Source organism: Amycolatopsis pretoriensis (assembly GCF_900107925.1).
Lineage (GTDB): Bacteria > Actinomycetota > Actinomycetes > Mycobacteriales > Pseudonocardiaceae > Amycolatopsis > Amycolatopsis pretoriensis.
On record NZ_FNUJ01000015.1, the window covers coordinates 145317 to 159112 of the forward strand.

Genomic DNA, 13796 nt, shown 5'->3' on the forward strand with positions numbered 1-13796 from the left:
GGGACCGCGTGACCGTGCCTCTGCGCGGCGTCAGCACGCGCGACGCCCTCGTCGCGGAGATCCGCCGGCACATCCTCGGCGGCGACCTCAAGCCGGGGGAGCCGCTCACGGAGGTCGGCTTGGCGGCCATGTTCGGCGTCGCCCGGCCGACCGTCCGCTCGGCCCTGCAGGAACTGCTCGCCCGCAACCTCGCCGAGCGGTCGGCCGGGCGCTCGCTGCGGGTTCCGGTGTTCACCGCGGACGACGTCCGGGACCTGTTCTTCGTCCGCACGCCGCTCGAGCTCGAGGCGGTCCGGCGGATCGTCACCGAGCGGCGTCCGGTCGTCGCCGCCGAAGCCGGGCTCGCCGCGATGGAAGCCCTCGCGGCGAGCGCGAGCTGGGGTGACCGGGTCGACGCGCACACGCGGTTCCACGTCGCGCTGATCGGCTGCGCGGGCAGCCCGCGGCTCGACCGGCTCTACCCGGCGATGCAGGAGGAGATGCAGCTCTGCCTGGCCCAGCTCAGCGACTCCTACCCGCGGGCGGGCGACCTCGCGGCGGAGCACCGGACGCTGCTGGACGCGGTGCGCTCCGGCGACGAAGAACGCGCGGTCACGGCGATGCGTGAGCACCTGCGGCACGCGCTGGACGGGCTGGTCGGCTGACGGCCATTGTTATACTGTCATACACATGACGGACCTGACGAGCTTCAAGGCGCTCAGCTTCGACTGCTACGGCACTCTGATCGACTGGGAGGCCGGCATCGCCGCCGTCCTGGCGCCGTGGGCCGCCGAGCGGGGCCTCGGTCTCTCCGACGAGGAACTGCTGGTCGCCTACGCGGACCACGAGGCCGCCGTCGAACGGGAAGCGCCGGCCACGCTCTATTCGGACGTCCTGGCGGAAGCGTTCCGCCGCACGGGTGCCGGCCTCGGGGCCGACGTGGGCGACGACTGGGCCCGCCGCCTGGGCGCGTCCGTGCCGGACTGGCCCGCGTTCCCGGACTCGGCCGACGCCTTGGCGCGGCTCGCCGAGCACTACCGGCTGATCATCCTGTCCAATGTGCACCGCGACGGGTTCGCGGGCAGCAACGAGCGGCTGCGGGGCACCTTCGCGGCGATCATCACGGCCGAGGACGTCGGCGCCTACAAGCCCGCCGGGAACCACTTCCGCGCGCTGGACGAGACGTTGCCGTCCTTGGGGGTCGCCCGCACGGAACTGCTGCACGTGGCGCAAAGCCTGTTCCACGACCACGTGCCGGCGAAGCGCGAAGGGCTGCCGTCGGTGTGGATCAACCGCCGCCACGACCGGCCGGGCTGGGGAGCCACGCCCGAGCCGAGCGGCGATTGGTCGTACAGCTTGGAGTTCCCGTCGATGGGTGCTTTTGCGGACGCCGTCGACCAAGCCTTCGGCTGAGACATCAGACCACAGTGGACAGAGCGGTGTAGGCGATGCCCGGTCCCGTGCGCTCCCACACGACGTCGGGGCAGTCCAAGCCCTCCGCGGAAAGCTGCCGCTTGACGACCTTGAACGTCGACGTCCGCGGCAGTTCCCGGACCGTGCGCACGTACTGGGGCACCTGCTTGGGTCCGAGGTCGGACTGGGCGGCGAGGAACCGGCCGAACTCGGCGGGGTCCAGGGGAGCGCCGCCGGTGACGACGGCGGCCATCACCCGGTCTCCGGTCACCGGGTCGGGCACGGCGTAGACGGCGGTGTCGGTGATCGCGGGGTGCCGCAGGAGGATCCGCTCGATCGGCGCCGTGCCGAGGTTCTCGCCGTCGACGCGGAGCCAGTCGCCCAGCCGGCCGGCGAAGTAGCAGAACCCGGCCGCGTCCGCGTAAGCCAGGTCGCCGGTGTGGAACCGGCCGTCGCGCAGGCGTTCCGCGTCGGCGTCGGGGTCCCGGTAGTACCCGGCGAACCAGCCGGCGCCCGCGGTGTTGACCAGCTCGCCGACGGCGTCCTCGGCGTTGACCAGCCGGCCGTCGGCGTCGAACTCGGCCGGTGGGCACGGCCGGCCGGTGTGCGGGTGCAGGATGGCGACGTCGGGCGTCGGCCGGCCGAGCGAGCCCGCCGGGGTGTCGTCCGTGCGGGCGAATCCGATGCCGCCCTCGGTGGAGCCGAACGCGTCGACGACCTTGCAGCCGAAGCGCTTCTCGAACGCGGCGAGGTCGGCGCTCGCCCCTTCGTTCCCGTAGACCAGGCGCAGCGGGTTCTCCGTGTCGTCCGGCTTCGCCGGCGTGGCGACCACATAGGACAGTGGCTTGCCGACGTAGTTGGCGTAGGTGACGCCGAACTTCCGCACGTCGGGCAGGAAGCCGGACGCGGAGAACCGCCGGCGCAGGGCGATGCCCGCGCCCGCCGCGAGCCCGACCGCCCAGCCGGCCATGATGGCGTTGGAGTGGAACATCGGCATCGAGACGTACACGGTGTCCGATGTGGACAGACGGAAACGCTCGGCCAGCATCGCGCCGGGGAAGGCGATCTTGCCGTGCGTGCAGCGGACGGCCTTCGGGTCGCCGCTGGTGCCGGAGGTGAAGATCAGCATGAGCAGGTCATCGGGCGCCGCGGGAACGGGGTCGATCGGGTCGGCCGCCGGCGGCCACGATCCCAGGTCCCGCACGGGGACGCCGCCGAGGTCCAGGTCCGCCAGCAGGGGCCGGTACTTCGGCTCGGTGAGCACGACCTGACAGTCGGCGAGCCGGACGTCCCGCGCGAGGGCGGCCCCGCGCCGGGTGGGGTTGAGCCCGACCAGCACGGCCCCGGCGAAGGCGCAGGCGCCGAGCAGGACGGAGAAGGCGGGGACGTTGTCGGCGAGGACGCCGACGTGCGGCGGCTTGCCCGGGTCCACCGTGTTCCGGAGGCCGGCGGCGAGCCGCGCCGAGGCTCGGACGTGTTCGGCCCAGGAGATGGTCTCGTCCTCGAACCTCAGGCCAGGGCGTTCGTCACCGGCGCGGGCCAGCAGGAGCTCGGTCACGGTCGGAACGCTCATCCGGGCACCTCCGGCGATCAGAAGTGAAACACGTTCTACTTCTATCACGCCGCCGGGCACGCGGTCCACAGCGCCGGTCGTGAGTGGCAATTCGGGTTAGAACCCGAATTGCCACTCACGACATCCTGGCGACCACCCGGCCGGCCGAGGCTCACCCTGCGGGCGCCGCCGGTTCCGGAAACGGGCCGTCGCCGAGCAGGCCGGACCTGTCCGGCACACCCGCCGCGAAGCGCAGCCGTGCGAACTCCACCGCCAGCGCCTCCGGCGGGTAGTGCGCGTTGAGCCCACTCGGGTTGGGCACGATCCACACCCTGGCACCCCCGATCGTCTCGGCCTGGGGACCGAGCCGGGCGCGCGGAGCCCCGAACGCCGCCCGGTACCCGGTCACCCCCAGCATCGCCAGCCACTCCGGCCGGATCGCCGCGACCCTCTCCGCCAAGTCCCGCCCGCCCGCGACCAGCTCCGAGCGGGACAGCTGCGCGGCCCGGGCCGTCGGGCGGCGCACGATGCTGGTGATCCCCAGTCCCCAGTCCAGCAGGAGCCGTTCCTCCTCCGCGCGCAGCCTCCGGGGCGTGAACCCGGACCGGTGCAGCGCGGGCCAGAACCGGTTGCCCGGCGTGTGGAAGCTGTGCCCGGCCGCCGCCGACGAGAGGCCCGGGTTGATGCCCACGAACACCACCCGCAGCCCCTCGGCGACCACGTCCGGCAGCACCTGTTCCCGCATCCCCCCATCGAACACCACCGGTCAGTACGGCCACCCGGGGACGTTCAGCCGGATGCTGTAGAGCGCGAAGTTCCCGTTGTCACCCCCGGTCGACGGCGTGCCGGAGGTGATGAACAGCGTCTTGCCGTCCGGGCCGCCGAACGCGGCGTTGGTCGCGGTGCGGCCCGCCGTGATCGTGCCGAGGGCCTGGCCCGACGGGGCGAACACGTGGACGACGCCGTCGCCGTAGGTCACCTGGTAGACGTTGCCCGCGCAGTCGATCGTGCCGCCGTCCGTGCCGCCCAGCGACGCGAAGTCGGCGCGGGCGCCGGTGCTGCCGTCGGCGTTCACCGGGTAGTGGTAGATCCGGCCGGTGGCGTTCCCGCCCACGTACAGGGTGCGGCCGTCCGGGGCCAGCTCGATGCCGTTGGGCTCGCGGATCGTGTCGTCGATCAGCGAGACGACGCCGTCGCGGACGCGGAACACCCCGGTCCGGCCGCCCATCCCGTCGGGACGGTCCGCCCGCTGGAAGTCCGGGTCGGTGAAGTACACCGTGCCGTCCGCGGCTTCGGTGACGTCGTTGGGCGAGTTGAACGCGCGGCCCTGGAAGTTCGCGGCGAGCGTCGTGCGCTGCCCGGTCGCGAGGTCGTAGCGGGAGACGCTGCGCTGGTCGTGCGTCGCGGCGATGACGGACTTGCCGTCGCGGGCCAGCGCGAGCCCGTTGCTGCCCGCGTTCGCGATGACGGTGGTGAACGCGCCCGTCGCCGGGGTGTAGCGCAGGACGTCCGACGGCTGGACGTTCTCCGGGCCCGTTCCGTCGTGCATGTTCGTCAGCAGGAGCGTCTGGCTCGCCTTGTCCCAGGTCGGCCCTTCGAGGAAGTTGAAGCCTTCGCGGATCTTGGTGGCGCTCAGCTGGGGTGACGGCAGTGGCGAGCCGAACGGGCCCGGCGGGCAGAACCCGGCGTCCGAGGTCCCGCCGGGCAGCGTCCACGCCTGGTTCGCGCCGCCCGTGCACGTCCAGAGCTGCAGCGGGGTGCCGTCCGCGCTGGAGACGCCGGTGGCGTCGAGGCACTTCCCGGACATGGGGTTGACGAGGCTGCCGGCCTGGGCGGTCCAACGCTGGGCGCCGGTGCCGTTGCAGGTCCAGACCTGCACCGCCGCGCCGTTGCCCGTCGACCCGCCCGCCACGTCGAGGCACTTGCCCGACGCGGCCACGACCGTGCCGTCGGCGGTCCACTGCTGGCCGGCGCCGCCGGTGCACGACCAGAGCCGCACCCGCGTGCCGTCGGTGCCGCCCGGGACGTCGAGGCACTTGCCGCCGAAGCCGGTGATCCGGCCGGCGCTCGCGACCCCGGAAGCGGCCGGGGCGGCGGCGACCACCCCGGCCAGGCACAGGGCGGCGACCGCGAGCCGGTGTCCGAAGTGGACGTTCACGCGGGCACCGTCCAGCGCTGGTTCGGGCCACCCGTGCACGTCCAGAGCTGGACCTGGGTGCCGTTGGCCGTGCCGCCGCCGGTCACGTCCAGGCACTTGCCGCTGCCGGCGTTGACGAGCGAGCCGTTCGCGCCGGTCGTCCACCGCTGGTTGCCGCCGCCGAAGCAGTCCCACAGCTGGACCGGCGTGCCGTCGGCGGTGCCGCTCCCGGTGACGTCGAGGCACTTGCCGAGACCGCGGACCGTGCCGTCGGTACCGAGCGTCCACTGCTGGTTCGGGCCCGACGTGCAGTCCCACAGCTGCGGCCGGGTGCCGTTGGCGGTCGAGCCGCCGGTGACGTCGAGGCACTTGCCCAGCGCCGAGACCGCGCCGGTGCGGCCGGTCGGTGGCGGCGTGGTCCCGCCGGTGCCGGGCCAGGTGAACGTCGCCATCGCGCCGCCGGGGAGGGAGTAGCCGAACGACTGGCCGCCGTAGGAGACCTGGAAGTTCTGCGTGCCACCGCTGTTGAGGGCTACGAGCACGATGGTGCCGTCGGGGTTGCGGAAGGCGACGTTCTGGATGCCGCCGTCGCCGTAGCCGGTCGAGTCGATCCGCACCGCGCCCGGCTGCACGAACTTGCTGAGGTGGCCCAGGACGTAGTACTCGGCGTTGTAGGTGACGTTGGATCCGCTGGTGGTGACGACGCCGGTGCAGTTGGTGCAGCTGCCGATCACCGGACCGTGGTTGCCGTCGAGGGCCATGTTCCACGTCGTGACGGTCTTGGCCCAGTTGCGGGTGGCGCCGATCGCGAGGTTGATCCCCTGCCAGCGCAGGGAATCGGCGAAGGTGTTGCCGGACTCGGTACCGGAGCACTCGGTGAAGAAGATGTCCTTGCCGGGCTGCGCGTTGTGCACTGTGGACTGTCCACTGGGGTTGCCGCCGTAGCAGTGCCACGCCGACCCGGCGACGTTGTTCCCGGCGCCGCTGTTGACCTGCTGGGCGTAGGTCGTGTCGTCCCAGTTGTGGTCGTAGCCCAGGATCTTGGCGTTCTGCCCGGCGGCGCGCAGCTTCGGGGCGAGGGTGTTGATGACGTTGACCTGCTGACCCGAGGACATCGGCATGCCCGGGTAGCCCGGCGGGGAGAACTTGGGCTCGTTCTGCACGCTCAGGTAGTCGATCGGCGCGCCGGCGGCGCCGTAGGCCTGGGCGAACTTGACGAGGTAGTCGGCGTAGGTGCCGACCTGGCTGTCGTTGAGGTTCCCGCCGATGAGGTTGTTGTTGTTCTTCATCCAGGCCGGGGCGCTCCACGGCGTGGCCATGATGGACAGTCGCGGGTTCAGGGACTTGGCCTGCTTGACCAGCGGCAGGATGTAGGCGTTGTCGTGGGCGACGGAGAACCGCGACAGGCTGGGGTCGGCGGCGCCGTCGTCGTAGGTGTAGAAGCTGCGCGAAAAGTCGGTCGCGCCGATCGGCTGGCGCAGGAAGCTCAGCCCCACCCCGGTGCCGGGGTTGAACAGGGCGTTCATGATTTCGTCGCGGCGCGGGGAGTTGCTGATGTTCCACGCGGCGGCGTCGGTGAACGACGCGCCGAACCCGACCATCGACTGGTACGTCGCGTTCGGGTTGACGGTGATCACCGAGCCGCTGCCGCCGCTGCCGAAGGTCACGTTCCCCTGTTGCCGCAGCAGGTTCGCGCGGTCGGGGGTGGTGAGCCAGACGGCGGCGGAGGTCGCCGCTTCGGCGGTCGCGGCCGGGACGGCGAGCGTCGCCGCCGCGACCGCGGTCGCCAGGGTGAGTCCTCGGAGCCTTGCAGCCATGCCACTCCTCACGGGTGCGGGGACAGTGGCGGCTGTCGGGAAAGGTGATCGTAAGTAATCCTAATTTTGGGTGTCAAGGCCCCGTGTTTCGGTCAGCGGGACGCATCACCACGTCACCGGCACCGACGTCACGCCGTGGATCGGGGAGAACGTCCGGAATTCGAGCCGCTCGAACGGCACCGTCAACCGCAGGTCCGGGAACCGGCGCAGCAGCGCGGGAAGCGCTATCTTCAGCTCCATCCTGGCCAGCTGCTGCCCGAGGCACTGGTGCGCGCCGAAGCCGAACGCCAAGTGCGGTACCGGTTTCCGGCGGACGTCGAGGCCGGGCTCGCCGACCAGCGCCGGGTCGTGGTTCGCCGCCAGGACCGACAGCGACAGCCACTCGTCCGCGGCGATCCGGTGGCCGTCGACTTCCACGTCCGTCGTGGCACGGCGGTCGAGGTAGGTGACGACGGACAGGTAGCGCAGCAGGTCTTCGATCGCCGGCGTCGCCACCTCGGGGTCGTCGCGGACGGCGGCCAGCTGCTCCGGGTCGCGCAGCAGGGCCAGGGTGCCGAGCGCGATCGTGTTCGACGTCGTTTCGTGGCCCGCGATGAGGAGCAGGTTGCCGAAGCCGACGAGTTCCTCGTCGGTGATCTCGTCGCCGTGCCCGGCGATCACCCCGCCGAGCAGGCCGTCGCCCGGCTCGGCGCGCAACCGGGTGACGAGCTCGGCCATGTACGCGTGCATCGCGGCGTAGTTGGCGAACTGCTCCTGCTCGGGGCGGGTGGCGTCGAGCAGGACCGCGCTGCGGTGCTGGAAGTCCGCGCGGTCGGCGTGGGGGACGCCGAGCAGGTCGCAGATCACCAGCGACGGGATGGGCAGCGCGTACGCCGGCACGAGGTCCGCGCCCGGACCGGCCGCCTCCATCGCGTCCAGGTGCTCGGTGACGATCTTTCCGATCGCCGGTTCCATCGCCCGCAGCCGGCGGACGGTGAAGGCGCCCGCCAGCAGCCGCCGCAGCCGCAGGTGTTCGGGGCCGTCGTAGCCGAGCAGGAAACCGGGCTGGTTGAACAGCGTGCGCGGCGCGTCGGGATCGGCGTTCAGGTCGGCGCCGATGTCGTCGTGCCCGAACACCGCGCGGACGTCGCCGTAGCGCGTGACGGCGCGAGCCTCCCGCTGCCCGAAGAACGGGTGGTACCGCGGGATGCGGGGCAGTTCGGGGCGTTCGCGCAGCTCGGTCAGCTCGGCGGCCGGCTCGAGCGGGCAGCCGGCGGCCCGGCGGCCGGTCGGCAGGACGGTGTACTGCGGGGAATCCGGCATGGTCTGCTCTCCGAAGGGAAGTTGTGAGACATCACGTCTCATAGATGCCGACCCTGCCACGGGGTGATCTATGAGTCAACCTGTCTCATAGATCCGCTCGTATGATGCAGCGGTGAGTTACTCGACGGACCCGCGCGCGACGCGTTCCCGGGAGGCGATCCTGGTGGCCGCCCGGGGGCTGCTGGCGAGCGAGGGGCCCGGCGCGGTCACCCACCAGCGCGTCTCCCAGGAGGCCGGCGTCGGGCGGGCCACCGTCTACCGGCACTGGCCGCGGTCCGACCAGCTGCTGCTGGACGTGATGGAGGGCGCCGACCTGCCGCTGTTCAAGGACCCCGGGACGCCGGTCCGGCCCTGGCTGCGGCGGCAGCTGCGGCAGCTGGCCGACGAGGTGCTGCCGCCCGCGGTGGCCGGCCTGTCGCTGGCCATGATGCAGTCGGCGCTCTGGGACCCGGAGCTCGCACGCCGCCGCGACGAGTCGAACGAGACGATCCGGACGCGCGTCCACGCGGCGATCCGGTCGGCCGTCGCCGGAGGGGAGCTCGAGACGGACGCCGACCCGGCGGACCTGGTGTCGATGCTGGTCGGGCCGATCGTCTACCGCACGGCGATGCAGCGCGAGGCGGTCCCGGACCGTCTCATCGAGCGGCTCCTCGACAGCGTCGGGACCTGGCGGAGCTGACCGGTTGTCCGGTGTGGACGGTCAGTCGTCGGCCTGTTCGTCGGTGATCGAGTCGAGCAGCTCGGCCGCGATGGTGCGGGCGGCGGGCCTCAGCTCGGTGCTCAAGGCGTAGAACAGTTCCTGGGCGGGCTCGGCCGGCCAGTCCGCCGGCAGGTGTTCCCGCGGCAGCCGCGGATCGGTACGGATGGTCTGCAGCCAGTCCGACTCCAGCAGCAGGTCCCGGGCGAGGACGTCCGGTGCCTGGGCCGCCGGGTCCCGCCAGCGGGCCAGGAACGCCCGGTAGTGCCCGGCCAGGCGGTCGATGTCCCACGCTTCCCGGACGATCCCGGCGACCTCGGTGGGCGGGAGTGCGCGGGCCTGGAAGACCTTGACGTGGCCGTCGGCGCCGAGGCCGTCGAGCAACGGGACCGGGTCGACCTCGCCCGGCGCGATCCACAACCCGCCCTGGAGACTGCCGAAGCCGGCCCACAGCAGCCGTGAGCGCAGGGCGTGCCGCTGGCGCTGCCACGACTCCGGCATCGAAAACCCGAGCAGCGTCCAGGTGCCGTCCCACTGCCGGTTGACCGCCCCGGCCCGCCAGATGCGCCGCTCGCCGTCGTGCAGGATCGCGCGCGACCGCTCGGTGAGACCGACGTAGACGTGCCGCCCGCGGCGCACCCGGTGGAGCAGGCCGCGCCGCGCCATGCGGCTCAGCGTGGACCGGGTCGCGTGCTCGGAGACGCCGACGCGGTCCAGCACGTCGAGCACGCTCGCCGTGGCGACGTGGATCTCGCGGTCGAGGACGTGACCGCCGAAGAAGGTGAGCAGCAGCGTCTGCGGACGCGGGGTGTCGGCGCCGATGCCCTCGGCGGCGGAGACGGCCAGATCGCTCACCGCGCGAGCATAAGCCCCGTCGGATGTTGGGCAACGTCTTGACGGTAGTCACCGAACTGCTTAACGTTCGTCGCGGCGTGACGCGGGTCACGCACGGTCGGCGACGAGGCAGGACGCGATGGCAGAAAACCTCCGCTCGCGGGCGCAGCTGCGCCGCGCGGTGCTCTCCAGCTACTTCGGCAGCGTGATCGAGTACTACGACTTCCTGCTCTACGCGACGGCCTCGGCGGTCGTGTTCACCAAGGTCTTCTTCTCGAACCTCGACCCGGTGCTCGGCACGATCGCCAGCCTCGGCACGTTCACCACCGGCTACCTGGCGCGGCCGATCGGCGGGATCGTCTTCGGGCACTTCGGCGACCGGCTGGGGCGCAAGCGGATGCTCGTGATCACGATGTCGATGATGGGCGTCGCGAGCACGCTGATCGGCGTCCTGCCGACCTACGCGCAGATCGGGGTGTGGGCGCCGGTACTGCTGATCGTGCTGCGGGTGCTGCAGGGCATCGCGGTCGGCGGCGAGTGGGGCGGCGCGGTGCTGATGTCGGCCGAGCACGCGACCAGCCGCCGCGGGCTGTGGGCGAGCTTCACCAACGCCGGGGCACCCAGCGGGATGGTGGTCTCCACGCTGCTGCTGACGCTGATGGGCGCGGTGACGACCGACGCGCAGTTCCTCGCGTGGGGCTGGCGCGTGCCGTTCCTGCTCAGCGTGGTGCTGCTCGCCATCGGCCTGTTCATCCGGCTGAAGGTCGACGAGACGCCGGTGTTCGCCGCGGTTCGCGAGCGCTCCGGCGCACCGCTGCTGGAGGTCCTGCGCCGCCACCCGAAGAACCTGCTGCTGGCGATCGGCGTCGGGTTCGGCGCGTTCGTCGCGCAGGGCACGCTCACGACGTACGTGCTCTCGTACGCCGTGCACGCGGGGTTCTCCCGCCAGACCGTGTTGAACGCGATCACGGTGTCCTCGGTCGGCGCGGTGGCCGCCATCATCGGCTACTCGGCGCTGTCGGACCGGGTGGGACGCCGTCCGGTCGTGATCGCCGGAGCGCTGGCCACCGGCGTGGTGGGGTTCCTGCTGTTCCCGCTGATCGACACCGGCAACGCGGCGCTGCTGACGCTGGCGGTGGTGCTGGGCCAGTCGGTGGCGCACCCGGCGATGTACGGACCGCTGGCGGCGCTGTACACGGAGCTGTTCTCGACGCGCACGCGGTACACGGGGGCGTCACTGGGCTACCAGATCGCGGGCCTCGGCGCGGGCCTGGGCCCGGTGGTGTTCGCGGCGGTCGCCGGCGCGGGGACGGGCGTGATCTCGGCGGTGATCGCGGGGTGCTGCCTGGTCACGGTGGCTTGCGTGCTGGTGCTGCGGGAGAGCAACCGGACCGATCTGGCGGAGCCGGCCGACCTGCCGGCGGTGAAGGCGGAAAGCTGAGGTTCACCACCGGCCGGCGCAGGAACCGACCTCGAAGCCGCGGCTCGGGAAGACCCGGTCCATGAAGAACTCGTGGACGGCCGGGTCTTCGTCCGCGCACCCGTCGGCCAGGAGGGACACGCGGTAGCCGCGGTCGGCGGCGTCGTACGCCGTCGCCGCGACCATCGCGCTGGTGGCCACCCCGGTGATGGTGACCGCGTCCACACCGCGCGCCCGGAGCACGAGGTCCAGGTCGGTGCCGGCGAAGGCACTCGCCCGGCGCTTACGCACGACGACGTCCTCGGTGAGCACCGGCAGGGCGGGCTCGATGCCGGGCGAGCCTTCGTGGAAGACGTCCGCCGCCTCGAAGAAGGACTCGAACAGGGCGTCGCCCGGTGGCAGGTCCGCGCCGTTGACGCGGAACGCGGTCTGGACGTGCACGACCAGCGCCCCGGCCGCGCGTGCCCGGGGCAGCAGCCCGGTCACCGGCGCCACCACCTGCCGCGTGAACGCGAACCGCTCGGTGATGCCGCGCTGGAGGTCTCCGACGATCAGTGCTGTGCCCATGCGTTCAGCCTGCCAGTGCACGCGAATTAGGTCACGCCGGTATTCGAACGCGCGTCGCTCGGTAAGGGCCGAAAGTCGGGAAAAGGCAGCTTCGCGTTTCGTTACAGGTCAATCGTGTGATCGTTAAAATACGGTTTCCCGCATTCTGGGAGCCTGTGACACATATGACGTCCGGTGTTCGATGCACACGAGAATGCACGTGCGATCTGCGAGCGGTTCCGGTTCTCAAAGTTGATCTTGCGGCCATCTTCGCAGTTAAGGGCACTGTTTCGGGATGTGGTGATGATCTTTTTCCGAATGAGCTCCGGTTGGCCGGTTCCGACCTCCGATTCACCCGTTTGAGAGTGGCTGGCCCTGGGAAGACTGCATCGGCGGCAACGAAGCCGTGGTGTCGGAAGTGGCAGCCGGCTCGGTGCCGGAGCGGGCGGAGGGAGACGGGCGAAAGGGCGAACCGGCCGGTCGGGGCGTCGACGGTCGTGACGCGGTTTCGTGCTGCCCATTTGTGGTATCCGGTCCCGTTGCCGGTGGTTCATGTTCCGGAATAGTGCCGGTAATGTCGCGACGGGGAGTGCCCGCGAATACGGATCGGTGACCGATCGAATCCCACTATTGGCGGTACTGACGATCACGGTACGCCCGGCAGCGTAAGTGTTCCAGCCAGGCGTGAAGATGCGGGGTAGCCGCCGGTTGACGGGGGATGGAACGGTTCGGTGCGGGGTGCGCGCAATTCCCGGCACCGGCCACACGAAGCTCGAAAGGGTTTGTTCACATGCGGTCCGAAAACGATGTCCTCGACCGGCCGGCGGGCACCCGCCCGGTGCCGGCGGCCCGGCTGGACGCGCTCCTCACGGGGCTCGCCCGCCGCTACCGCGTTCCGGGGGCCCAGCTCGCGGTGTGGCAGGGCGACGAAGCCACCGCGGTCCAGACCGGCGTCCGCCACCGCGGCCGGGGCGGGCTGATGCTCCCCGCCTCCGCGGTCCCGGTCGGCTCGATCACCAAGCTGGTCACCGCGACGCTCGCGATGGTGCTCGTCGCGGACGACGACCTCGACCTGGACGAACCCGTCGGCGACGTCCTGGGTGTCTCCGGCCTGCCCGCCGGGCTGACCACCCGGCGGCTGCTGAGCCACACCGGCGGTCTCCCGTCCGATCCGGCCGACCTCGGCGGCTCGGTGCTGAGAGAAGTGCGCGGCGCCGCGCCGGTCTGTCCACCCGGGACGGCTTTCTCCTACTCGAACCTCGGCTACGCGCTGGTCGGCTCGGTGATCGAGGAGGTGACCGGGATGGGCTGGCGCGAAGCGGCCGAGGCGATCGTCCTGCGCCCGCTGAAGATCGACCCCGTCTTCGTGGACGACCCGGGTGTCGTGTCCGGGCACGGCGGCGACCACCCGGTCGAGCAGATCCTGCCGCCCATGCTCGACCCCGCGGGAGCGCTCGCGATGAGCGCCGCCGACCTCGTCTCCCTGGGCCGGGTCCACCTCGGGAAGCCGGGCCTGCTCGACGTCGTCACCGCGGCCGACATGCACCGGCGGGTCCCGGCCGCCGAGCCGTTCGGCCTGGCCGACGGCTGGGGACTGGGCATCGCGCACTTCGGCGACGAGGGCACCGGCTGGCTCGGTCACGACGGCACGGCCGACGGCACCTCCTGCCACCTGCGGATCGACCAGGCCGGCGCCTGCGTGGTCGCCCTGACCACCAACGGCACCACCGGCGCGGACCTCTGGCACGCGCTCGCCGCCGAGCTCGCCGACCTCGGCATCGACGTCCCGTCCCGCGCGGCCCAGGTCACCGAGGCGACGCGCGCGGTCCCGGTACCGGCGGGCGACTTCGGCACCTACCGCAACGGATCCATCGAGTACGTGCTCACGGCCGACCGGCTCGTCGTCGACGGTGAGGTCTTCCCCGAGCTGGTGCTCCACGACGACCGGACGTTCACCGTCCGCGACCCCGCGACCGGCCGGGTCACCCCCTGCGGCCGGTTCCGCGGCGAACCCGGCGCCTCGGCCGCGGTCGAAATCGGCGGCCGCCTGGCCGGCCGCCGCTGACACAAGCCCTCATCCCTCCCCGCCGGTAGCGGCG

General features: G+C 71.8%; 12 protein-coding genes. 5 read left to right on the forward strand and 7 right to left on the reverse strand.

The genetic code is table 11. The annotated features are described in order from the left end of the window. The first annotated feature begins 8 nt into the window (after positions 1 to 8). Together BLV96_RS45270 and BLV96_RS45275 are read left to right on the forward strand one after the other, a co-directional pair. Positions 9 to 644: a GntR family transcriptional regulator gene (locus tag BLV96_RS45270; RefSeq protein ID WP_086675812.1), complete on the forward strand. Its 636-nt coding sequence runs from the start codon at positions 9 to 11 to the stop codon at positions 642 to 644. 25 nt (positions 645 to 669) lie between these two features. Next, on the forward strand, positions 670 to 1392 hold the full coding sequence (locus BLV96_RS45275) for an HAD-IA family hydrolase (RefSeq protein ID WP_086675813.1): 723 nt from the start codon (positions 670 to 672) through the stop codon (positions 1390 to 1392). A gap of 4 nt (positions 1393 to 1396) precedes the next feature. Here the strand turns inward: BLV96_RS45275 and BLV96_RS45280 are convergent, their stop codons facing one another. From BLV96_RS45280 to BLV96_RS45300, 5 genes are all read right to left on the reverse strand, one after another. Further along, positions 1397 to 2965, reverse strand: coding sequence for a long-chain-fatty-acid--CoA ligase (locus BLV96_RS45280; protein WP_086675814.1), 1569 nt, complete (start codon positions 2963 to 2965; stop codon positions 1397 to 1399). A 151-nt stretch (positions 2966 to 3116) separates the two neighbouring features. Further along, a complete protein-coding gene (gene mug / locus BLV96_RS45285) occupies positions 3117 to 3689 on the reverse strand; it encodes a G/U mismatch-specific DNA glycosylase (RefSeq protein ID WP_086675815.1) in 573 nt (190 codons plus the stop codon). A 21-nt stretch (positions 3690 to 3710) separates the two neighbouring features. Continuing rightward, positions 3711 to 5102 (reverse strand): SMP-30/gluconolactonase/LRE family protein, encoded by a 1392-nt coding sequence (locus BLV96_RS45290; RefSeq protein WP_086675898.1) that lies wholly within the window; start codon positions 5100 to 5102, stop codon positions 3711 to 3713. Next, on the reverse strand, positions 5099 to 6898 hold the full coding sequence (locus tag BLV96_RS45295; RefSeq protein WP_086675816.1) for a ricin-type beta-trefoil lectin domain protein: 1800 nt from the start codon (positions 6896 to 6898) through the stop codon (positions 5099 to 5101). Before BLV96_RS45295 ends, BLV96_RS45290 begins: the two co-directional genes overlap by 4 nt. 105 nt (positions 6899 to 7003) lie before the next feature. After that, positions 7004 to 8200: a cytochrome P450 gene (locus tag BLV96_RS45300; protein ID WP_086675817.1), complete on the reverse strand. Its 1197-nt coding sequence runs from the start codon at positions 8198 to 8200 to the stop codon at positions 7004 to 7006. A gap of 112 nt (positions 8201 to 8312) precedes the next feature. Between BLV96_RS45300 and BLV96_RS45305 the strand changes: the two genes are divergently transcribed. Further along, on the forward strand, positions 8313 to 8879 hold the full coding sequence (locus BLV96_RS45305; protein ID WP_086675818.1) for a TetR/AcrR family transcriptional regulator: 567 nt from the start codon (positions 8313 to 8315) through the stop codon (positions 8877 to 8879). 21 nt (positions 8880 to 8900) lie between these two features. On the opposite strand, the gene BLV96_RS51390 is transcribed toward BLV96_RS45305, so the two are convergent. Further along, positions 8901 to 9752, reverse strand: a complete 852-nt coding sequence (locus tag BLV96_RS51390) for a PaaX family transcriptional regulator (protein ID WP_086675819.1) — start codon at positions 9750 to 9752, stop codon at positions 8901 to 8903. Positions 9753 to 9870: 118 nt separating this feature from the next. On the opposite strand from BLV96_RS51390, the gene BLV96_RS45315 reads away from it, so the two are divergent. Next, complete coding sequence (locus tag BLV96_RS45315; protein ID WP_086675820.1) at positions 9871 to 11172, forward strand: MFS transporter; 1302 nt, start codon at positions 9871 to 9873, stop codon at positions 11170 to 11172. Positions 11173 to 11175: 3 nt separating this feature from the next. Here the strand turns inward: BLV96_RS45315 and BLV96_RS45320 are convergent, their stop codons facing one another. Further along, positions 11176 to 11718 carry a cysteine hydrolase family protein gene (locus BLV96_RS45320; protein ID WP_086675821.1) on the reverse strand — a complete coding sequence of 181 codons (543 nt, stop codon included), beginning with the start codon at positions 11716 to 11718 and terminating at the stop codon, positions 11176 to 11178. A gap of 769 nt (positions 11719 to 12487) precedes the next feature. On the opposite strand from BLV96_RS45320, the gene BLV96_RS45325 reads away from it, so the two are divergent. Beyond that, positions 12488 to 13762, forward strand: coding sequence for a serine hydrolase domain-containing protein (locus BLV96_RS45325; RefSeq protein WP_086675822.1), 1275 nt, complete (start codon positions 12488 to 12490; stop codon positions 13760 to 13762). Positions 13763 to 13796 lie beyond the last annotated feature (34 nt).

Coding starts and splice junctions, on each gene's coding strand:
- BLV96_RS45275 (WP_086675813.1), top strand. CDS start 670: ATGACGGACCTGACGAGCTTCAAGGCGCTCAGCTTCGACTGCTACGGC.
- BLV96_RS45280 (WP_086675814.1), bottom strand. CDS start 2,965: ATGAGCGTTCCGACCGTGACCGAGCTCCTGCTGGCCCGCGCCGGTGAC.
- mug (WP_086675815.1), bottom strand. CDS start 3,689: ATGCGGGAACAGGTGCTGCCGGACGTGGTCGCCGAGGGGCTGCGGGTG.
- BLV96_RS45295 (WP_086675816.1), bottom strand. CDS start 6,898: ATGGCTGCAAGGCTCCGAGGACTCACCCTGGCGACCGCGGTCGCGGCG.
- BLV96_RS45300 (WP_086675817.1), bottom strand. CDS start 8,200: ATGCCGGATTCCCCGCAGTACACCGTCCTGCCGACCGGCCGCCGGGCC.
- BLV96_RS45315 (WP_086675820.1), top strand. CDS start 9,871: ATGGCAGAAAACCTCCGCTCGCGGGCGCAGCTGCGCCGCGCGGTGCTC.
- BLV96_RS45320 (WP_086675821.1), bottom strand. CDS start 11,718: ATGGGCACAGCACTGATCGTCGGAGACCTCCAGCGCGGCATCACCGAG.
- BLV96_RS45325 (WP_086675822.1), top strand. CDS start 12,488: ATGCGGTCCGAAAACGATGTCCTCGACCGGCCGGCGGGCACCCGCCCG.